Genomic DNA, 20,129 nt, shown 5'->3' with positions numbered 1-20,129 from the left:
CAGCCTAGGGCCTCGACCTCTGCACACCGGCCTTCTCGCCGGAGCGCCGCCACGGCAGACTGACGGTATGGCTGAACCTGTTCGTGTGATCAAGGCCGGCGACCTGGTCGCCGCCGACCCGACGTCCGGCATGCTCCGGATGCGGGCCTTCGAACTGCCGATCCTGTGGGCCGGCCAGGTCGTCACCGAGCCCGGCGCGATCTCCGGCTGGCACCACCACGACAAGAACGAGAGCAGCCTCTACATCGTCTCCGGCGTCCTACGCCTCGAATTCGAAGGCTCCGACAACTACCTGGACGCGGTCGCCGGCGACTTCGTCCACGTCCCCGCCTTCACCATCCACCGCGAAAGCAACCCAGGCCGCACCCCGTCCCTCGCCGTCATCGCAAGAGCAGGCGGCGGAATCCCCACCGTCAACGTCGACGCACCGCGCTAAGCCCTCAGTTGAAGCGTTCGTAGGCGGGTTGGGTCAGGAAGTCGACGTAGTCGTCGGCTAGGGCTACTTCGAGGAAGAGGGAGCGGGCCGCGGTGTAGTGGTCGGGGGTGCCTAGTTTGGCGATTTCCTCGTCGGCGATTCGTTCGACGAGTTCGGTGGTGACGGTGTCGCCGGTGTCGAGGACGACTTCGTTGCGGCGCCACTGCCAGATCTGTGAGCGGGAGATCTCCGCGGTCGCGGCGTCCTCCATCAGGTTGAAGATGCCGACCGCGCCGGTGCCCTCGAGCCACGCGGCGAGGTACTGGATCGCGACGCTGACGTTGTTGCGCAGGCCCTCCTCGGTCACCTCGCCGGGCGTGGCCGCGACGTCCAGCAGCTGCTCGGCGGTCACCGAGACATCCTCACGGAGCTTGTCGAGCTGGTTGGGTTCGGAGCCGAGGACCTTGTCGAAGACGGCCTTACAGGTCTCCACCATGCCCGGATGTGCGACCCACGAACCGTCGAAGCCGTCGCCGGCCTCGCGGGTCTTGTCGGCCTCGACCTTCGCGAACGCGACCTCGTTGACCGCCGGGTCCTTGCTCGGGATGAACGCCGCCATGCCGCCGATCGCGTGCGCCCCACGCTTGTGGCAGGTCCGGACCAGGAGCTCGGTGTACGCGCGCATGAACGGCACGGTCATCGTCACGCTGTTGCGGTCGGGCAGCTGGAACGCCTTGCCGCTGGTGCGATGCGTCTTGATCACGCTGAACATGTAGTCCCAGCGGCCCGCGTTCAGGCCGGCGGAGTGCTCGCGGAGCTCGTAGAGGATCTCCTCCATCTCGAACGCCGCCGGGTACGTCTCGATCAGCACAGTCGCGCGGATCGTCCCACGCGGGATCCCGAGTGCCTCCTGCGCGGTCACGAACACGTCGTTCCACAGCCGCGCCTCGAGGTGCGACTCCATCTTCGGCAGGTAGAAGTACGGTCCCTGGCCGCGGTCGAGCTGCAGCTGCGCGCAGGCTGCGAAGTACAGCGCGAAGTCCACCAGCGAGCCGGACGTCTGCTCACCGTCGACCAGGATGTGCTTCTCCGGCAGGTGCCAGCCGCGCGGCCGGACGACGATCGTCGCGAGCTCGTCGTCCGGCTTCAGTGCGTAGGTCTTGGTGTCGGTGCTGAAGTCGATCTTCCGGGTGATCGCGTCGAGCAGGTTCAGCTGGCCGCCGACGACGTTCTCCCAGGTCGGGGTGTTCGCGTCCTCCTGGTCGGCCAGCCACACCTTGGCGCCCGAGTTCAGCGCATTGATCGTCATCTTCCGATCGGTCGGCCCGGTGATCTCCACCCGCCGGTCGACCAGCCCCGGAGCCGGCGGCGCGACGCGCCAGTCCGGATCGTCCCGGATGTCCTTCGTCTCCGGCAGGAACCCGAGCTCCGTCCCGGCCGCGATCGCCGCGACCCGCTCGGCCCGCCGCTCGAGCAGCTCCCGCCGACGCCCGTCGTACGCCCGGTGCAGCGTCTCGATCAACCCGAGCGCACGCTCACTGAGGATCTCGTCGTACCGCTCGTGCATCGGGCCGGTGACGTCGACTGACACAGGGGACTCCTAACTGAGAACGACGATCTCGTGATCCGTTATCCGGTATACCAACACCGTAATCCAGCCGTCGCGCTGCTGCACGTCCGCCTGCTCTCGTGAGACGAGCAGCTGCGCCCGGGACGCCTTCACCCTGACCGAGACCGCGAACGGTCCCGCGGGCGTGAGCTCCTCGAGACGGCCGCGCCAGGCACCGCCCTGGTCGAGGTTGACCAGGTGCAGGATGTGCCGGTCGCCCTGCCGGTACAGCTGGCAGTCCAGTACGCCGGCGCCGTCGACGCGCAGCGGGATGCCGTCGTGACGTACCAGGTTCGCGAGCAGCCGGCCGTGGTCCGGATGATGGTGCTTCGCGTACAGCCGGTCGAGATCCGCCGCCAGGTACGCCGTCCGCTCACCGAGGACCAGCGCCGGTACGGCGGTCCGCGGCTCCGCCATCCACGATTTCTCCGGCGGGTAGATCGGGAACGGCGGAATCCAGGTCAGCGCTTTCCTGGCGTCCGTCTCCACCACCTCGAGCTGCCCACCGAACGGCAGGATGTCGGTGTCTCCGTCGAAAACGGCGCGATCCTCGATCCGCAGGTAGCTGTGCGAGTCGTACGTCTCCCAGTCGCCGACCGAGCCGTCACCGAACCGTTTTCCCTGATGCCGGACGCCCAGCAGTTCACCCAGCGCCCAACGGTCCCGCCGATCACCCCACTCGTCGTAGAGCCCGGATTCCCCAGTCACGACGAGCTTTCCACCGCCCGCCACATACGCCGCCAGCTGAGCGCACTGCTCATCGGTCAGCACACCCACGTTCGGCACCACGAGTACGTCGAACCTGTCATTCACCACGTGCGTAGGCAGGTACGGGATCCGCGCTCTGACCAGTGCGTCCACCCAACCCCGGTACGGCAGTTGACTGACCTCGACCGGCGCGTCCTTGCCGTGGAAATCCACACTCAACTGGCTCCACAGCAACCCGACCGTAGCAACGGGCTCCCGGTCGATCAGGTACTCCTCGTGCTCCGCGTGCCACTCGAACAACGGTTGGGCGGTCGCGTACTGCCGCCGGTCCTCGTGCACCGACCCGATGTGGTGCCACCACGGCTGGATCCCACCGGCCCAGCCCTCGATCGCCCACAGCCGCGCCTCCGGCTCAGGTTTGCTTCCAAGCCGGAACGTCGGTGTCCCCGCGTCGTACATCGCCGTACTCTCCGGGATCAGCGTGTCCCACCCGAGCAAGCCGTGCAGCCGTTTTCCGGAATCCGCGTTCGCCTGGAACCCGGACTCGTCGTGCCGCCACTGTGAGTCCAGCAGGAAGATGCGCGCCCGCCGGCAGATCTCCTCGTCGTCCCGCAACCGCTTGCTCTGGGCAACGACATCGCCGCCGTTCATCCCGATCCACAGGCAGTCCGGACCACCTGTCCTGGTCGTCACCGCGTTGTTCAGGTCCCACACCTCGAGCCGCCGGCCGTAGCTCCACCGGATCCACTGCTTGTAGACCGGATCAGCCCAGTCGACCGCCCGCGGCAGATCCTCGCCGAAGCTTTCCCGGCAGTTCGGGCAGTAGCAGATCGAGTCCCGGCCGAGACCGCTCCAGCTGTTGTCGGTGATTCCGTCCGGAGCGGTCCGTTCGATGATCTCCTCGAGGATGCCGGTCAGGAACTCCTTGTAGTACGGCCCGGTCACGCAGGCGACGTACAGCTCACCGGCTCGATAAGGGTTGCCCTGGGCATCGATCGCGAACCAGTCCGGATGGGCTTCGTACAACGGCTGGTGCGCCCGGTTGGAGTCCATCCGCGCCAGCACCGTCAGCCCGTCCGCGCGCGCCAGCTCGACGATCTCGCCGTACAGGTCGCGGTCGCCGAGGTACTCCGCCCGGTGCTGCAGCTCGAACTTGCTCGGGTAGTACGCGACGATGCCGCCCGCGTTGACGATCACCCCTTGTACCTTCGTCCGGCGCCACTGCTCCCGCCACCACTCGGCGTCGTACCGGGCCGGGTCCTTCTCGGTCAGGTTCGTCTGTGCCCACCGGAAAGTCCTTCGGTACCAGGGTTTCACGACAGTCCCCGGACCGCGTCTCCCGCGCCGGAAAGGTTGTCCAGCAGCATTTCCGAGTATTTCCGGCTCAGTACGACGCCTTCAGCGCCGCCGGCGAACGCGGCGAGCGTCGCGTCCCGGACCGACTCCCGGGTGCACCGGGTCAGCTCACCCTCGTTGTCGTCCCAGTTGATCTTGGTACCGACGTCGCGCGGCGTCTCCAGCCCGCGCTGCCGGGCGACCCCGACCGGGATGTCGATGTCGATGCCCGGGTAGATCTTGCTCTGACCACCGACGCCGGCGACGGCTCGTTCGGTCTCCCGCCGCACGTAGTCCGCGGTGAAGCCTGTCTGGGGCAGTTTCTCGTACGAACCCTCGTCGAGCTGCAGCAGCTTCATCATCAACGGGTACACGTCTTCCGGCTCGGCGTCGGCGAACAGGGCGCCGCAGATGCTCTTCACCCAGGTGAAGAACCGCGGCCCGGCGCAGTTGTTGTAGATCACCACCTTGATGAAGTCCGAGAACTTCGCCATCTCGGTGTAGTCCTGGTCGGCGCGATAGAACGGGCTGAACGAGATGTTGTGGTAGACATGCCAACCCACCTGCACCTCGGCGGAAATCGCCTTCGCCACCCCGTAGATGTCCCGGTAGAGCTGCCGCTGGCTCTCGGTCCACAACGTCTGCCAGGCCAGTACTTCGGGGAAGTTCAGCAGGATCCGCCAGAACGTCACGAAAGCGCCGTCCACCGGCCGCTCGCCGGCCCCGACCCGCTGGTTCCAGTCGACCAGCTCGCGGTACCCCTGCATCGCCCGGTTCACGTCGATGCCGCGCTCACGGCCGACGGCCCGGCAGTGCGGACAGAAGCAGCCGATCTCGGACACGTCGACCGTGCCCTGCATCAGCATGTTCAACGGCCCCGGCCGCTCCGAGCACCACGCGAGACCGTCGAGCTCGTAGCTCTGCACATAATCCTCGACGAAACCCAGGTGCCAGTTGCGGTAGTCGGGGTTGTTGAAGCACGGTCGCCGTCCCGGCCGGCCCCAGGCGTCCACCTCGAGCACCTTGGCGAAGTTAGGATACGTCCGCAGTTCGCGGGCACCGCCGCTCTCCTCCATCCACGCGAACGACTGCATGCCACGCTCGCGCGCCTTCGGGATGACGTCGCCGAGCAGGTCGAATTCCGGATGTTCGGGCGCTTTTCCGGCCGCGCCGAGCACGGTGTTTCCGTAGTACTGCGGGTGCGGCGTCGCGTAGTTCCCGCCGACCCAGCCGAGGTCGTACTCCTGGACACCGTGGTCCGGGATCGGGTGCCCCGGGATCTGCCGGCCACCGGTTCCCCGGGTCCAGGTCGGCGTGGCCAGGAACAGCGCGTTCACCGCGCCGCGTTCGGCCAGGATGTCGAGTGTCCGGTCGACGCCTTCGTCGACGAACGAGATGGCTCCGATCTGCATGGCAACGAGCCGATCCGGCACGGTGCTCACCCCTTCATTCCTGTCATCGTGATGCCCTGGATGAAATAGCGCTGCGCAAAGAGGAAGACAGCGATCACCGGTACGACGGACACCGTCGCACCGCACATCAGCAGACTGACCTGGGTGAAGTACTCGCCCTGGAACTGGGCGAGCGCCACCGGCAGCGTCTGCAGGTTCTCGGAGTTGATGTAGATCAGCGGCCCGAACAGGTCGTTCCACGACTCGAGGAACGTGAACACCCCGATCGCGGCCAGTGCCGGTTTGGTCTGCGGCAGCATGATCCGCCAGTAGATGCCGAACGTGGAGGCACCGTCGATCTTGCCGGCGTCCTCGAGCTCCTCCGGCACGGTCAGGAACGACTGCCGCATCAGGAACGTCGCGAAGACCGGTGTGAGCACCTTCGGCACCCACAGCGGGTACTGGGTGTCCACCCACCCGATCTGGCGGAAGACGATGTACTGCGGGATCAGGTACGCGATACCGGGGATGATCGAGGTCGCCAGCAGCACCATGAACGCGGCGTCCCGGCCGGCGAACCTGAGCCGCGCGAACGCGTAGCCGGCCATCGACGCGACGATCAGGATCCCGATGACGTTCAGCCCGGCGAGCTTCACGCTGTTCCAGAGGAACACCGGGATCAGCTCGAACACCTGCCGGTAGTTGTCCCAGTGCGCGTCCGTCGGCAGGAACTTCGGCGGCACGCTCAGCACCTTGGCCTCCGGCCTGAGCGACGCACTGATCATCCACACCAGCGGCGCGAGGAAAACGACGGCGAACAAGGACATCACGACGTACTGCGATGTCTTGGAGACGATTCTCATGTGTAGAACACCCACCTCTTCTGCAGCTTCCACTGCAGGTAGGTGACGGCCGCGATCACCACGAACAGGATCCAGGCCATCGCCGAGGCGTAGCCGACCTTCCCGTAGCTGAACGCGTTCTGGTAGATGTTGAAGATGTAGACGCTGGTGGCATGGCCGGGACCGCCCTTGGTCATCACGTAGATCAGCCCGAACACCTGGAACGACGAGATGAACTGCGTGATCAGCAGGAACAGGAAGTGCGGTGTCAGCAACGGCAACGTGATGAACCGCAGCCGTTGCCCCGCGCTCGCGCCGTCGAGCTTCGCGGACTCGTAGAACTCGCTCGGCAAACCCTGCAGGCCGGCCAGCAGGATGATCATCGGGTAGCCGATGCCCTGCCAGACGCTGACCATGATCACCGCGGGCATTGCCCAGCTCGAGCTCGACAGCCATTGCGGGCCGTGGATCCCGAGCTGGTTGAGCAGTCCGTTGATCACGCCGTCGTCCGGCTGGAAGAACCAGAACCAGACGAACCCGATCGCCACCACGTTCGTCACGTACGGCGCGAAGTAGGCCGTCCGGAAGAACGCAACGCCACGGATCGGGCGGGCACACAACAACGCCAGTACCAGCCCGATGCCGATCGTCAGCGGAATGCTCGCCAGCGTGAAGTACACCGTGTTCTTGAACGTCTGCACGAACAGCGGATCGTTGCCGAACAGGTCGGCGAAGTTGTGCAGGCCGACGAACCTCGGTGCGGAGATACCGTTCCAGTCGGTCAGCGAGGCGCCGATCGAGACCAGGATCGGGAAGAACTGGAACGCCACCACCCCGACCACGATCGGGCTGATGAACAGCCAGCCGGTGAGGTTCTGCTTGCGTCGCGCCCGGCGGATCTCGGCCCGACGGATCGGGCCGGCGGTGTCGCGGGCCATCGTGATGGTTGCCATCGACATCAACCCTTCAAGGCGTTCTCCACCTGTGGCTTGACCTGCTGCAGAACCTCGGCGACCGGCTTCTCGCAGTTGTACGCCGGGTCCAGCGCGGGCCGGTACAGCTCGCGGGCGCCGATCGTGTTCTTGGTCTGGTTCGTCGCGGTCAGGTGCTTCGCCGCCTCGGCGAACAACCCGATGTGCGCGGGCGCCTTACCGTTCGGCGCGAGTTGCGCCGCGGCCTGCAGGTTGATCGGCGTGAACGCTCCGCCCTGGAGCAGGATCTTGCCGCCCTCCTCGCTCGCCAGGTACTTCAACAGGTCCCAGGCCGCGTCCGGGTTCTTCGCCTTCTTCGGGATGCAGAACACGATCACGCTCGACTCGGTCTTCTGCTCCACGTCGGCAGGCGGCGGAGCCACGTCCCAGGTGAAGTCCTTGATGGTCTGGCGCATGTACGGCACCGTGCCGAAGGTCGCGAACATCATCGCGATCTTGCCTTGGGCGAACATCTGGTTCTGCACGTTGTCCTGCTGCAACGCCGACCACGGCGGCTGGACCTTGTCCTTGCAGGTGAGGTCGGTCGCCCACTGCAGCGCCTCGGTCTCCTTCGACCCGGCCAGCGTGAACTGCGTGCCGTCCTTGGAGAAGATGCCGGTCTGGCCGCCGTGGTTCACCGTGAACGTCTGCTCGTAGCCGGTGTCCAGGTAGACGAGCGCGCCGTACTGCTTCTTCGCCGGGTCGGTGAGCTTCTTCGCCCGGTCCTCGAAGTCGGACCACGTCCAGCCGTCGGACGACCAGGTCGTCGGCGGCAGCGGTACGCCGGCCGCCTTGAACAGATCGACGTTGTAGAAGATCAGCCGCGGCTCGTACCCGAGCACCCACGCGGTGTGCGAGCCGTCCGGCTGCACCGGGAAGTCGAACGTCTCCTTGGCGAACTGAGACGTGTCCAGTTTGTCCTTCTCGATGTACGGCTTCAGGTCCAGGAGCGCGCCCTGCTGGGAGAAGCCGCGGACGAAGTCGTCGTTGATCCGCATCACGTCCGGCGGGCTGCCGCCCGCGATCAGCGTGCGCATCTTGGTGTCGTACTCCTGGGTCACCGCCGGCTGGATCGTGACCTGCGTTCCGGACTGTTTCTCGAACGCCTGGATCGCCTGCTCCAGCGGGTTGCCCTTGACCTGCTCCCAGTTGAGGAACGTCAGGCCCTTCTTGCCACCACTGCTCGCGTTGCCGTTGCCACCACAGCCGGCCAGCAGTCCGGCGGCCGTGATTCCCGCGGTCAGTCCCGTCAGTCCGGCGAGAAACCTGCGGCGGTTCAGGTCAGGGAGTTGTGTCTGCACCGGAATCTCCCATCCACGTAGGGATGAATACGTATACATTCGACCAATGAATACGTATACACAGCTCGATCGGCCCGGTCAACGGCTCGAGCGCAGACTCTTGAGTAGGGTTCACATCCTGGAATCCACGGAGGCGACAGATGTCACGACCACCAACCAGCCGCGATCTGGCACGTATGGCCGGGGTGTCGCAGGCGACCGTGTCACGGGTGCTGACCAACAGCCCGAAGGTCACCGCGGAGACCCGCGAGCGGGTCCTGCAGGTCCTGAAGGACGCGAACTACACACCGAACGCGCTGGCCCGCGCGATGAAGACCGGCCGGACCGACACCATCGGTGTCTTCATGACCCGCGTGACCAGCCCGTTCCACGCAGAGCTGCTCGACGAGATCGGCCGGGTGCTCAGCTCGATGGGTCTGCACATGATCCTCTGGAACATCGAGCACGACCAGGAGGAGACCATCGCGGAGGTGCTGCAGCAACGTTTCGTCGACGGGTTCCTGCTGACGTCGGCGACGTACGACTCGAAGCTGCACACGATGGCGCTCGCCTCCGGAACGCCGACGGTGCTACTGCACCGCGGCATCGACGGGCTGGACTGCGACCAAGTGGTCGGCGACAACTGGCAGGGCGCGTACGACGCCGGCCGGTACCTGGTCGACCACGGGCACACCGACATCGGCCTGGTGACGCTGACCCACACCGGAAACACCTCCCGCGACCGCGACCTCGGCTTCCGCGCGGCGCTCGCCGACGCCGGTGTGAAGATCAAGCCGGGCAACGTCGTCTCGGTCGACGTACCGCACTCCGCTGGGCACGCCGCGGCGATCAAGCTGCTCTCCCGGAAGAAGCCACCGACCGCCATCTACGCGGTCACGGACCTGCTCGCGTTCGGCGTCCTCGACGGCGCACGGGCGCGCGGCGCTCGGGTGCCCGACGACGTCTGGGTGGTCGGCTTCGACAACACCGAGATGGCCGCGTGGGAGGCGTTCGACCTGACCACCGTGGATCAGCCGGTGCACGGCATCGTCGAGACCGGCATCCAGCTGCTCCGCGACCGGATCAACGACCCGGACCGCCCGACCGAGGTGGTGACGCTGCCCTGCCCGCTGGCGATCCGCGGCTCGACCGCGAACCGCCACTAGGTCCTGGGGCGAACTGCCGGCTCAGGACACTAACCGAGTTTCGGGAGTACCTCGCGGAGTACCTGGGCGTGGTCTTCCGGGCGCGTCAGCCCCAGGTTCATCGTGTTGACGCAGAGGTGGGTCGCGCCGAGGTCGCGCCACCCGTCGGCGAAGGAGCGCCAGTCCTCTTCGGGTACGGCGCCGAGGGTGAGGCGGGCCTCGATGCCGATGGTGGCCGGGTCGCGGCCCGCAGCCTCGGCCGATTGCCGCATCAGGGCGATCTGACGGCGGGCGTTCTCGTCCGGGGCGGACTGCGGCATCCAACCGTCGCCGATGCGGCCGGTACGGCGAAGTACCGCGTCCGCGGTACCGCCGAACCAGATCGGGATCTCGCGGCCGGGCAGCGGGTTCAGACCGGCCTCGTCGACGTGGTCGAACCTGCCGTCGTACGAGATCACCGGGTCGGCCCAGAGCTTGCGGAGCAGGTCGACCTGTTGGGTGAGCCTGGCGCCGCGCTTCTCGAAAGGTACGCCGAGCGCGTCGTACTCGACCTGGTTCCAGCCGATGCCCACACCGAGCCGCAACCGGCCGCCGCTCAGTACGTCGACCTCGGCCGCCTGCTTCGCGACCAGGGCGGTCTGCCGCTGCGGCAGGACGAGTACGCCGGTGACGAGCTCGAGCGTCGTCGTGATCGCCGCCAGGTACCCGAACAGCACGAAAACCTCGTGGAACAAGGACTTGTCGGTATACCCGGTCCAGCCGGGCCGGTTCGCCGGGTCCGCGCCGAGCACGTGGTCGTAGGCGAGCACGTGGTTGTACCCGGCCGCCTCGACCGTCGTCGTCCAGTCCCGGACCACGGCCGGGTCCGCGCCGATCTCGAGCTGCGGAAACACCGCGCCGATCTTCACATCGCCTCCAGCAGGTCGATCAGGCCGTTCACCGCGAGGTCGAACGGTTCGGTGGAGTCGGCCGCGCGGGCGAGTACGTACCCGCCCTGCAGGACGGCGGCGATCGTCGCCGCGATCCGCTCCGGGTCGAGCGTTTCCGGGTACTCTCCGTTCTGCTTGCCTTCAGCAACCACTTCGGCGATCCGTTCCCGCAACCAGGCAAAGGTTTCCGCGAGCGGTTTCCGGAGTTCCGGATCGGCGACGACTTCGGGGTCCGCGGTCAGCCGACCGACCCGGCACCCCTTCAGAACGTCCCGCTCGCGACTCAGGTACGCACCGATCCGCTCCCCCGCCGTACCGTCACCGGCGAGCTGTTCCGCTGCGGCCGCGCGCAGTTCCTCCGCCGACCGCTCGATCGCCACCTTCGCCAACTCCGCCTTCCCGGCGAAGTGGTGATACATGCTCCCCTGCCCGGCCCCCGCCTCCCGCTGAATAGCCTTCGGCGAGGTACCGACGTACCCGCGTTCCCACAACAGCTCCTGCGTACTACGAATCAACCGCTCGACCGTCTCCACCCCCTCACTGTACCCAGAGGTACAGCGAGGAGGTGGCCGCCTGTCTCAGCTGACGGTGACGATCTTGGTCGGGCTGTAGTTGGTGGCGTGGTCCGCGTCGGCCGGGAACCAGACGCGGTAGGCGATCTGGCCGCGGACGGCCGGCTTGATGCCGAAGGCGTACTTGCCGGAGGTGCTGAGCTTCACCGACGCGATCGACTTCCAGACCTTGTTGCCGTACTGCTGGAGGTAGACGAGCTTGCCGGCGTGCGCCGGGGCGACGTAGCCGCTGAACGCGGTGGTCTTGCCCAGCTTGATGGCGGTCGGCGACAGCACAGCCGAGATGGCCGGGCGCACCTGGACGGTGACGTCGGCGGTCCGGGTGCCCATCAGGTCGGCGTTACCCGGGAAGGTCAGCATGTACACCGACGACACCGTCGGCTTCGCGGTGACCGCCAGGGTCCCGGTGGACGACGTCTTCAACGCCGCGAGCAACGTGAACTTCGACGACGTCTTCGGACGGACGTACACGTTCACCGGCAGCCCGGCGTACGCCCTGTTGTCGATCCGCAACGTACTGCCCTTTATGGTGACCGCCCCGCCATACGTGACCAACGTCGACGTGACCGCAATCCCCGACTTCATCCCCAGCAACTGCTTCACCGCGATCGGGCTGTAGTGCCCGGTCCGGTCAAGCACCCAGGCCCCATACGTGTACGTCGTGTTCTGCGCGAGCCCGGTGTTCTTCACCGAAGAACCCATACCCGCATACACGAGCGTCCCGGTCGTAGCCGTCGGCGCCTTACTCCCAACGTTCCGCCGAACGATCACCTCGTCAAGGTCGTTCGTCGGCGGAATCGTCCAGGCCAGGCTGGCGGCCAGGTACGCACCACTACCGGTGAACGTGGTCAACGCCTTCGGCGCGAGGTCAGCCGTGGTGAAGACCGTGTGGAACGGTTGCACCTGCGTGCGGTTCGCGTCCATGAGGTACAACGTGCACTCGATCACGTACGAGTGGTTGTCGAGGAGCGGCTGCTGCGGGGTGATCGTGGCCGTCCGCGTTGCAGCGTCGTAGGTGGTGGACGCGCTGACATACGTGTTGTTGCCGGCGTCGCGTAGCTCCATGGACCCGGTCACGGAGGCCGCGTCCATGTCCCGCGCGAACGTCACCTTGGGGGTCACCGACGCCGGCACACCGGACGCCCGGTTCGCCGGGGACACGTCCCGGAGCCCGTACGCCCAGCCAGTGGCGGTCACGCCCGAAGTGCTGCTCGCCAGCGTCAGCCTGTACGGCCGGGTCACCTTCGAACCGTTGTAGTTGCGGACGGCAACGTACGTCGTACCCGCGCCCGACTTGACGTCGACCGCCGCGGTCAGCGGACCCCAGAGCGGACCCTTGACCGGGTCCACCACCGGGAACTCGTTCTCCGCATGGCCAAGGAACTGCAGATCTGTGTCGTAGACATCGACGACCGGACCGACGTTCGAGTAGGTGGTGCGCTCGTCGTAGCTGGGCCCGGTGACCGCGACATGCACGTCCTGGGCCGCGGCGAGGTCGATCGAGTACCAGTCCACGTCACCCTCGGAGTCGAGCGCACCCGTGGTCGAGCCGAAGCCGGTCAGCTTCTGCGCGCGGATCGGCTGGTCGTTACCATCCGCGACCGCCGTCGGGAAGTCCGGGGCGAAGCGGCCGCCGAGCGCGGCGTACGCGTCGAGGTTGCCGTAACCGTAGTAGTCGTCGATGCCGCGCGGCCCTGCGTCCCGGGAGGACCCTTCGAGGCGCTGCGCGACCTGTGCCGGCGTGAGCGACGGCCACTTGTTCCGTACCAGCGCCGCGACGCCGGCGACGATCGGCGTCGAGCAGGAGGTGCCGGTGCAGTACCAGTAAGGCTCGTAGCCCGCGGGAGTCAGGTTCCGCGGTCCGGTGCTCAGGATGTCCACGCCAGGTGCCGCGATGTCCAACCAGTAGCCGAACGAGCTGAAGTCGGTCAGCGAACCCGTCGCATCGGTCGCCGCGACCGCGATCACCTCGGGGTACACGGCCGGGTATTGGCGGTCGCCGCTACCGTCGTTCCCAGCAGCGACCACGGTCACGACACCGCTGGCGTACGCACGCTTGATCGCGTCGTACAGGACCGGGTCGTTGTCGGGGCCGCCGAGGGACATGTTGATGACCTTGGCGCCGTGGGCGACGGCCCAGTCGATGCCTTCGGCGATGTCGGAGTCGTAGCCGCTGCCGTCGGCGCCCATCACCTTGACCGGCATTGCCTTGACGTTCCAGCCGACGCCGGCGACGCCGACGCCGTTGTTCGCGGCGGCGGCAATGATGCCGAGCGTCATCGTGCCGTGGCCGTTGTCGTCGACCGGGTTCGGCCGAGTGCTGGAGACGGCGTTGTAACCCGGGACCAGGTGACCTACCAGATCCGGATGACCGGCGTCGACGCCGGTGTCGAGGACGGCGACGATCTGGCTGCCGGTGGACTTCGACAGATCCCACGCCTGCGGCATGCGGACGGTGTTGAGGTACGTCTTCTGATCAGTGGCGTAGTACTCGTCGTTCGGAACGGCCGAGACGTAGCGCTTGTAGTTCAGCGAGGCGAGCTCGACCGTCGGGTCGGCCTTGACCTTCTTGAGCAGCTCCGGCGCCGGTACGTCGCTCTTGAGCTTCACGACCTTCGACGCCACCGAGTCTTCGGCCGTCGCGCCGTACTTCGACACCGCGGCCTTCCGCGCCGACGAGGACGCCTTCGGCTTGAACTTGATCAACACCGAATTCGGCTCGAACTCCGACTTGGCACCGTGGTGCCCGGCGGCGAAGGCCGGCCGGTACGGCTTCGGCTCGGCCGCCGACCCGCCCGACCCGGTGACGACAACCACGCCCCCCGCGATCATCGCCGCGGGCACGACCAGCCGCAGCAAACGCTTACTGAACACCACAACCCCCAAGGGCTTCGACAGGGCGGAAAAGACCACATTCGGTCCAGTCCTCAATCGTTGGGAGGCACCTCGGCGTTACAGGATCGCGCGGCCCGTCGGCAACCGTGTCCGGACCGAGATGTCCGAGCGCCAGCCCAACGTGACCGGGCCGGATCCGCATCAACAGGTGCGCGCGGGCGCGCGTACCGACCTCGCGCGCCCACGACTCCTCGTGCCCCCGCACCCGCTCGTCCTACCACCCCCTCACGGCGGCGGCGCGGTGGGCGCGGCTGCCGGGTTACTTCATCGCTAGCGCTTTACAACCCGCCAGCAGTCACACAAGCCGCCATGTGGGCGGCCCTGCCGGCTCCCACCCACTTCCACTGAACAGCCCCGACCCCCGTACGCCGCACCACGCCCCCCTGCCCCCCTACCACAGCACCTCGCGGCACCGCAGCACCCCGCCACCACCTCCCCGTACTGCCGAAGGCGCAAAAGACAGCCGCCGCGAAGCGGCGTCCGCTCCGGAGACACCAGCAGCACCCACCCACCACACCACCTCGCGGCGGCGCGGCACACCGCAACCACCTCCACGGCCGCCGAAGGCGCAAAGAACTACCGCCGCGGAGCGGCGTCCTTTTTGCGGGGGGTTGGAGGGATGTCACACCTGGTGGATGGGCGGTTGCTGGGTGGGACCGATAGTCTCGGGCGCCATGAGCACCTGCGTCGCCATTGCGGTGATTACCTTCAGGCGACCTGCTCTGTTGCGGGGGTTGTTGACGAGTTTGCAGGCGCAGGAGTTGGCGCCGGGGTCGGATTACTCGGTCCGGATCGTCGTGGTGGACAACGACGCGGAGGGGTCGGCGGCTCAGGTGCTACGGGAGTTCGGGCGCGGTACGCCGTACCCGATCGAATCGGTGGTGGAACCGGAGCCGGGGATCCCCTTCGCCCGCGAGCGCTCCGTGGAGCTCTGCTGGAACGACGACGCGCTGATTTTCGTGGACGACGACGAGGTCGCGCCGCCGGGTTGGCTGCAGACGCTGCTCCAGGCGTGGGAGACCACCGGCGCCGACGTGGTCACGGGCCCCGTGAAGGGCAACCTGCCCCCGGGCGCGCCCCAGTGGAACGCGTACAGCGACGTGCACGACTCCACCGGCCGGCACACCACCGGCGAGGAACTGCGGAAGGCGTACACCAACAACACGCTGGTCAGCCGCAGGGTCTACCACGCTGTCACGCCCGGCTTCCACCCCGCGTTCCGGTACACCGGCTCCAGCGATCTGCACTTCTTCCTCCGCGTGCACCGCGCCGGGTTCCGGATCGTGTGGTGCGAGGAGGCGTGCATCGCCGAGGACGTCCCGGAGGCCCGGACGACACTGCGCTGGCTGGTACGGCGTGCTTTCCGCTCCGGCAGCGGCGACACGATCAGCCGGCTGCTGATCCGCCCGGGCGTGATCAGCTACGTCCTCGTGCTGGCCTATGCTTCGGCCCGGGTGATCTCGGCGTTCGGGCTCGCCCTCGCCGGGCTGCTGCTCGGGCGGAAGACGCACCTGCTGAAGGCAGTCCGCCGGTTCTTCTCGGGCGTCGGTAGTCTCGCCGGGATAGTTGGGATCAACCATGACGAGTACCGGGAACGGCACGGTGCCGAGCACTCCGCCGACGGTGGCGGAGTTGTGCCGCGCGATCTGGACGGTGGAGCGCGACCTGGAGCTGCTGAGCTGGCAGCTGAAGGGGATGCATCCCTGGCCGATCATCCGGATGCGCGTCTTCCATGAGCTGACCCGCCGCGCGCGCATCCACGGCGCACCCCATCCGGTACGTCGTACGCCGTACGACAAGGCCGCCCTGGTCGGCAAACACGTCAGCGGCATCGTCACCCGCAGCCCGTTCCCCGGCCGGTACGACGCGCTCGTCGTACCGCACCCGCGGAAACCGAACGGTGTCGAGATCTACACCGACGAGCTCCGCGCGATCCTCGGCGACAACGCCCTGATCCTCGACTCCGGCATCAACGGCGTACCACTCGACGGCAGCAAGAACCTCGACTTCTTCACCTCGGCCGCCGGCGCACTGCATCGCCGGACCGTCGACGACCGCGGCATCCAGGAAGCGCTGCAGAAACTGACCGGTGTCCGAGTCCCGATCGGTGCGCTTCTAGCCCGCGAAATACCGAAGCACGCAAGACTGCGAGTGCTCTACCGGGCGCTGCTGAAGAAGCACCGGATCAAGACGGTGTACCTGGTCGTCGCGTACTTCCACCAGCACATCGTCGGCGCTGCCCGCGACCTCGGGATCCGCGTGGTCGAGCTGCAGCACGGCGCGATCAGCCCGTTCCATCTCGGCTACAGCTACCCGGGACGCCCGGCAGTCGCGGATCAGCCGGACGAGCTGTGGTGCTTCGGCTCGTACTGGACCGACGTCGCGGATCTCCCCGCGGGCATGCGCACCGAGGTGATGGGCGCCGCGTTCCTACCGAAGCCAGGCCTCAAGAAGAACCAGGCCGTGTTCCTCTCCCAAGGCACGATCGGTGCGGAACTGATCCACACCGCGGAGGCTGTCGCCAAGCAGCACCCGGACATCGAGGTCCTGTACCGGCTGCACCCGAGCGAACGCTCTGACGACTACACGATTCCCGACAACGTCCAGCTGTCCACAGGCGGCAGCACACTCGACCTGCTAGCGACCGCGACCTACCAGGTCGGCGTCTCGACCACAGCACTCTTCGAGGGCATGGCGCTTGGCTGCCGTACGGCGGTGGCGCACCTCCCCGGCCACGAGTACCTGGAGCCCGCTGTCGCCAAGGGCCACGCTCTACTGATGCACGACCCCGCGCAGCTCACCCAGGCGCCGCTGTGCGACGACCCCGGCAGCTACTACGCGCCCAGCGACCTCTCACGGCTCACGGCCCAGCAACCCGAGTAGACGGTCCTGGAGCGGCGCGTCCGCCGCAACCGGTACTTCAGCGCCGTAGACACTCTCGCGGTACTTCTCCATCAGCTCCGGCGGGATCGCGACCGCGATCGCCCAGAGCCTTTCGATGTCGACCGGGTCCATCAGCTCGTCCTGGCCGGTCGCGCGGGCGAGGTCCCAGCCGTGCACCACCAAGTCGTCGGAGACCACCGAGTCGATGTGCTGCTCGGTCGTCATCCGGCCGGTCGGGGTGTCGGTCTCGGTCAGCGCGGCGATCGGGTCGTCGAGCACGTCCTCGATCGCGGCGCGCGCCTCCTGGAATGCGGTCAGTGGGTGGTCGGCGGGCTCCAGCTTGCGCGCGACCGGCGGCAGCATCGTGGCGTGCAGCGACACCACGTGCTCGACCACGTCCCGCGCCGTCCAGCCGGCGCAGGGCGACTGGTTCGCCCACTGGTCCGCCCTGACCGCGGCGACCTTCCGCTCGAAGGCGTCGGCCCGCCGGCGGTACCGCTCCGCGATCTCACCCATCCCCGCATGGTGACGCCTGACCAGGCCGCACGGAAGACCGGGCATATGACAGTGCCGACCGGGTACCGGGATCGTTCCACGAACGAACGAGGAGGAACGCACGATGAGTGGCATCACCCAGTCCGTCGACGTCGACGTACCGATCACGACGGCCTACAACCAGTGGACCCAGTTCGAGTCGTTCCCGCAGTTCATGGAGGGTGTCGAAGAGGTTCGCCAGCTCGACGACACGCACACCCACTGGGTGACGAAGGTGGGCGGCGCGCAGCGGGAGTTCGACGCGACGATCACCGAGCAGCACCCGGACGAACGGGTGGCCTGGCGATCCGACTCCGGGCCGCAGCACGCCGGCGTGATCACCTTCCACGAGCTGACACCGCAGCGCACCCGCGTCACCGCGCAGATGGAGATCGACCCCGAGGGGTTCGTCGAAAAGGTCGCGGACCGGTTCGGTGTGATCGAGGGACGCGTGAAGGGTGACCTGGAGCGGTTCAAGAAGTTCATCGAGGAGCGTCCCGGCGAGACGGGCGCGTGGCGCGGAGACGTACCGCGCTGATCTTGTCGGTGGCGCCTTCTACCGTCTGGAGGTATGCGGACGGTGGAGCTGGGGCGGACGGGGTTGCGGGTCAGTGAGCTGGGCCTGGGGCTCGCGTCCGTCGGCGGGATGTTCGCACCCGTTCCGCAGCGGCAGGCGGTGGCGACGATCGATCGCGCCTGGGAGCTCGGCGTGCGGCTCTTCGACACCGCGCCCCTGTACGGGTACGGCCTGTCCGAGCAGCGCGCCGGGCTCGCGCTCCGCGGGCGGCCGCGGCACGAGTTCGTCCTGTGTACGAAGGTCGGCCGGCTGATCGAGCCGGGCGGCCCGGACGGGCAGCCGATCTGGGCGGAGCCACCGCCCAGGGTCGGACCGCGGCTCGATTACTCGTACGCCGCGACGATCCGCTCGTTCGAAGCGAGCCTGGAGCGGATGGGGATCGATCGCGTCGACGTGCTCCACGTCCACGATCCGGAGTTGGACTTCCCACGTGCGGCGACCGAGGCGTTCCGGGCGCTCTGCGAACTGCGCGGGCGCGGCACGATCCGGGCGATCTCGCTGGGCGTCAACCACGCCGACGTCGCCGCGCGGTTCCTGCGCGAGACCGACGGCGGCCCGGACCTCGTCCTGCTCGCCGGGCGGTACACGCTGCTCGACCAGACCGGCGCCGACGAACTGCTGCCGTTGTGCGAGAAGTACGGCGTCGCGGTGCTGGCGGCCGGCGTGTTCCAGGGCGGGGTACTCGCGGAAACCGCACACGGCACGCCCGACGGGTACGCGCGGGTCCCGCGGGACGTACTGCGGCGGATCGACGTACTGCGTGACCTCTGCCGACGGTACGACGTACCCCTGCTGGCCGCTGCGCTGCAGTTCCCGCTGACGCATCCCGCCGTACCGGCCGTCCTCGTGGGTGCACGCAGCCCGCGCGAGATCGCCGACGCGGTGGCGTGGCATGCGCTCGAGATCCCGCCGGCGTTCTGGAGCGCACTAAGGTCAGCGCTATGAGGTACATGCTGCTGCACAAGACCAACGACAATCTGGAGGCCGGGAAGCCGCCGGATCCGGAGATCCTGGAGCGCGCGGACGCGGTGCTCGAGGAGATGCGTCAGGCCGGGGTGCTGGTGCTCGGCGAGGGGCTGATGCCGAGCTCCCGTGGGGCGCGGGTGACGTTCCCGGTGCCGGGGCAGCCTCGGGTGATCGACGGGCCGTTCGCGGAGACCAAGGAGCTGGTCGCGGGCGTCTCGATCATCCGCGTCGACTCCAAGGAGGAAGCGGTCCGCTGGGCACTCCGCTTCGCCGAGGCCGATCCCTACACCCCGATCGACATCCTCGAGGTCGCTGACTAGACCTTCATATGCAAAATCGGGTAGGGCTTGCCGGTGGAGTCGTGGGTACTGCGTGACACGACACGGAAGCCGTGGTGTTCGTAGAAGCCGATGGCCTGCGGGTTCTGCTCGTTGACGTCGACTGTGGTTGCCGCGAAGGACGTGAACGCGTGCCGCAGCAGCAGGCTCCCGCCGCCGCGACCGCGAAACGACGGGTCGAGGAACAGCATCTCGACGTTCCCGTCCTCGACCCCGATGAACCCGACCAGCCGCTCGCCGTCCCGGAGGCCGGCGAGCTGCGCGATCTCACCGAACGACGCGCGGACGAGCGGCCGGAAGACGTCCAGGTCCGCCTCGGTGACGAACGCGTGCGTCGCCCGCACCGACGCCTCCCACAACTCGGCGGCCCGGTCGTACTCGTCCGGCCCGATCTCGGTGATCTCCATGCCGCTCACGGTCGCACCGCCCGCCCCGGCCTGTCAGGCGAATTACGGCGCGCTGACGCCTTCCTCGGCGACCACCAGCGAGTCGATCGCGGCGAAGAACCGGGCGATACCCGGCAGGTTCGCGCCCTTCTCCCGAGAGGCGGCGAAGTCCTCCGGGGTCGCCCAGTCGACGATGTCCAGCCATTCGTTGTCCGGCAGCTGCACGAGGCGCGCGCCGAGGAAGCCGGCCCGGTCCGCCTCGAAGTCCTTCAGCATGTCCGCGCGTGCTTCGAGCAGCTCGGCCGTGTTGGCCGGCAGGACGCGGAAACGGGTCAGTTCGACGGTCGACATCG

General features: G+C 67.5%; 19 protein-coding genes. 7 read left to right on the top strand and 12 right to left on the bottom strand.

Annotation, left to right across the window (positions count from 1 at the left end; genetic code table 11):
- Nucleotides 1–67 precede the first annotated feature (67 nt).
- Nucleotides 68–436 (top strand): cupin domain-containing protein, encoded by a 369-nt coding sequence (locus FB475_RS19015; protein ID WP_141857561.1) that lies wholly within the window; start codon nt 68–70, stop codon nt 434–436.
- A 4-nt stretch (nt 437–440) separates the two neighbouring features.
- Here FB475_RS19015 and aceB read toward each other — a convergent pair whose 3' ends face one another.
- From aceB to FB475_RS18985, 6 genes are read right to left on the bottom strand one after another with little or no spacing between them, the layout of a single operon-like run.
- Nucleotides 441–2,006, bottom strand: coding sequence for a malate synthase A (aceB, locus tag FB475_RS19010; protein WP_141857560.1), 1,566 nt, complete (start codon nt 2,004–2,006; stop codon nt 441–443).
- A gap of 9 nt (nt 2,007–2,015) precedes the next feature.
- The gene (locus tag FB475_RS19005; protein WP_238332224.1) at nt 2,016–4,049 is read right to left on the bottom strand and encodes an alpha-amylase family protein; all 2,034 of its coding nucleotides are present in this window, start codon (nt 4,047–4,049) and stop codon (nt 2,016–2,018) included.
- Complete coding sequence (locus tag FB475_RS19000; protein WP_141857558.1) at nt 4,046–5,509, bottom strand: glycoside hydrolase family protein; 1,464 nt, start codon at nt 5,507–5,509, stop codon at nt 4,046–4,048. The genes FB475_RS19005 and FB475_RS19000 overlap by 4 nt, the downstream gene beginning before the upstream one ends.
- Nucleotides 5,506–6,321 carry a carbohydrate ABC transporter permease gene (locus FB475_RS18995; RefSeq protein WP_141857557.1) on the bottom strand — a complete coding sequence of 272 codons (816 nt, stop codon included), beginning with the start codon at nt 6,319–6,321 and terminating at the stop codon, nt 5,506–5,508. Before FB475_RS18995 ends, FB475_RS19000 begins: the two co-directional genes overlap by 4 nt.
- Nucleotides 6,318–7,253, bottom strand: a complete 936-nt coding sequence (locus FB475_RS18990) for a carbohydrate ABC transporter permease (RefSeq protein ID WP_238332223.1) — start codon at nt 7,251–7,253, stop codon at nt 6,318–6,320. Before FB475_RS18990 ends, FB475_RS18995 begins: the two co-directional genes overlap by 4 nt.
- Before the next feature lie 5 nt (nt 7,254–7,258).
- Complete coding sequence (locus FB475_RS18985) at nt 7,259–8,572, bottom strand: ABC transporter substrate-binding protein (protein WP_185759305.1); 1,314 nt, start codon at nt 8,570–8,572, stop codon at nt 7,259–7,261.
- A gap of 140 nt (nt 8,573–8,712) precedes the next feature.
- On the opposite strand from FB475_RS18985, the gene FB475_RS18980 reads away from it, so the two are divergent.
- On the top strand, nt 8,713–9,717 hold the full coding sequence (locus FB475_RS18980) for a LacI family DNA-binding transcriptional regulator (RefSeq protein WP_141857555.1): 1,005 nt from the start codon (nt 8,713–8,715) through the stop codon (nt 9,715–9,717).
- A 29-nt stretch (nt 9,718–9,746) separates the two neighbouring features.
- Here the strand turns inward: FB475_RS18980 and FB475_RS18975 are convergent, their stop codons facing one another.
- From FB475_RS18975 to FB475_RS18965, 3 genes are read right to left on the bottom strand one after another with little or no spacing between them, the layout of a single operon-like run.
- The gene (locus FB475_RS18975) at nt 9,747–10,604 is read right to left on the bottom strand and encodes an LLM class F420-dependent oxidoreductase (RefSeq protein ID WP_141857554.1); all 858 of its coding nucleotides are present in this window, start codon (nt 10,602–10,604) and stop codon (nt 9,747–9,749) included.
- Nucleotides 10,601–11,158 carry a TetR/AcrR family transcriptional regulator gene (locus FB475_RS18970; protein WP_141857553.1) on the bottom strand — a complete coding sequence of 186 codons (558 nt, stop codon included), beginning with the start codon at nt 11,156–11,158 and terminating at the stop codon, nt 10,601–10,603. The genes FB475_RS18975 and FB475_RS18970 overlap by 4 nt, the downstream gene beginning before the upstream one ends.
- 45 nt (nt 11,159–11,203) lie before the next feature.
- The gene (locus tag FB475_RS18965) at nt 11,204–14,071 is read right to left on the bottom strand and encodes a S8 family serine peptidase (RefSeq protein ID WP_238332222.1); all 2,868 of its coding nucleotides are present in this window, start codon (nt 14,069–14,071) and stop codon (nt 11,204–11,206) included.
- Between the two features lie 695 nt (nt 14,072–14,766).
- On the opposite strand from FB475_RS18965, the gene FB475_RS18960 reads away from it, so the two are divergent.
- Together FB475_RS18960 and FB475_RS18955 are read left to right on the top strand one after the other, a co-directional pair.
- The gene (locus FB475_RS18960) at nt 14,767–15,828 is read left to right on the top strand and encodes a glycosyltransferase family 2 protein (RefSeq protein WP_141857552.1); all 1,062 of its coding nucleotides are present in this window, start codon (nt 14,767–14,769) and stop codon (nt 15,826–15,828) included.
- The gene (locus FB475_RS18955; RefSeq protein ID WP_238332221.1) at nt 15,746–16,975 is read left to right on the top strand and encodes a hypothetical protein; all 1,230 of its coding nucleotides are present in this window, start codon (nt 15,746–15,748) and stop codon (nt 16,973–16,975) included. Before FB475_RS18960 ends, FB475_RS18955 begins: the two co-directional genes overlap by 83 nt.
- On the opposite strand, the gene FB475_RS18950 is transcribed toward FB475_RS18955, so the two are convergent.
- Entirely contained in the window at nt 16,946–17,491 is a 546-nt protein-coding gene (locus FB475_RS18950) for a TIGR03086 family metal-binding protein (RefSeq protein ID WP_141857551.1), read from the bottom strand. The genes FB475_RS18955 and FB475_RS18950 overlap by 30 nt on opposite strands.
- Nucleotides 17,492–17,594: 103 nt before the next feature.
- On the opposite strand from FB475_RS18950, the gene FB475_RS18945 reads away from it, so the two are divergent.
- Genes FB475_RS18945 through FB475_RS18935 form a run of 3 tightly spaced genes read left to right on the top strand, consistent with a single transcriptional unit; the run spans nt 17,595 to nt 19,372 of the window.
- Entirely contained in the window at nt 17,595–18,047 is a 453-nt protein-coding gene (locus FB475_RS18945; protein ID WP_141857550.1) for an SRPBCC family protein, read from the top strand.
- A gap of 33 nt (nt 18,048–18,080) precedes the next feature.
- Nucleotides 18,081–19,031: an aldo/keto reductase gene (locus tag FB475_RS18940; protein WP_141857549.1), complete on the top strand. Its 951-nt coding sequence runs from the start codon at nt 18,081–18,083 to the stop codon at nt 19,029–19,031.
- A complete protein-coding gene (locus tag FB475_RS18935) occupies nt 19,028–19,372 on the top strand; it encodes a YciI family protein (RefSeq protein ID WP_141857548.1) in 345 nt (114 codons plus the stop codon). The genes FB475_RS18940 and FB475_RS18935 overlap by 4 nt, the downstream gene beginning before the upstream one ends.
- Here the strand turns inward: FB475_RS18935 and FB475_RS18930 are convergent.
- Nucleotides 19,369–19,797 carry a GNAT family N-acetyltransferase gene (locus FB475_RS18930; protein ID WP_141857547.1) on the bottom strand — a complete coding sequence of 143 codons (429 nt, stop codon included), beginning with the start codon at nt 19,795–19,797 and terminating at the stop codon, nt 19,369–19,371. The two genes, FB475_RS18935 and FB475_RS18930, sit on opposite strands and share 4 nt — an antisense overlap.
- A gap of 42 nt (nt 19,798–19,839) precedes the next feature.
- Complete coding sequence (locus tag FB475_RS18925) at nt 19,840–20,127, bottom strand: hypothetical protein (protein ID WP_141857546.1); 288 nt, start codon at nt 20,125–20,127, stop codon at nt 19,840–19,842.
- Nucleotides 20,128–20,129 lie beyond the last annotated feature (2 nt).

The organism is Kribbella jejuensis (assembly GCF_006715085.1).
Taxonomy (GTDB): Bacteria; Actinomycetota; Actinomycetes; order Propionibacteriales; family Kribbellaceae; genus Kribbella; species Kribbella jejuensis.
This window is presented reverse-complemented; position numbering and strand designations above follow the sequence as displayed.